At 27.2% G+C, this 544-nt stretch carries 1 protein-coding gene; it reads left to right on the forward strand.

Features of this window, described 5'->3' with window-relative positions:
• Window positions 1-544, forward strand: a 544-nt coding sequence (locus QWI17_RS10580; protein ID WP_302722473.1) for a DUF5724 domain-containing protein, incomplete at both ends; no start/stop codon positions are given.

The raw sequence follows: 544 nt of genomic DNA on the forward strand, positions 1-544 counted from the left end.
AAAACTGATTATTATTGGAACAATCCTTTAAAATCAATTTTGTTTATTCTTCAAGAAAAATTCCCGTTTGAAGATGCAAATAATTTCGTTATTGATGCAACAATTCAATTGTTTTCTGCCTTACCAAAAGACGTTATTAATTATCAAAGTAAAAGAGATAAAAACAATTATTATTACAACGAAGAATTTGGAAATGGTTGGCAAAACGAACGCTTTTTTGATGTTTTTCTGAACAAAATAAACCTTATCAATCTAGAAAAAGATGATGTCCAAAAAGTATGGAATATCTACAGATGGCGTCAATACAATGGTTTAGAAGAAAATATAAAATTTAATAAACCACCGCTTTATATTTATTGTTTAGCTTATCAAAATAAATTCATCACAAAAGATGAAATGTACGAAGGAATTCTAGATCCTGATTGTATCAATGAAATCACAAGTGATCGAAAAAATTATCGTTACCAAGGAAGTAAAACCATGCAAGAAGATTTTCCTTTCTTAACTGAAATGATTGAAAATATTCGAGAAAAATTTTTAGATG

The organism is Gilvimarinus gilvus (assembly GCF_030518155.1).
Taxonomy (GTDB): Bacteria; Pseudomonadota; Gammaproteobacteria; order Pseudomonadales; family Cellvibrionaceae; genus Gilvimarinus; species Gilvimarinus gilvus.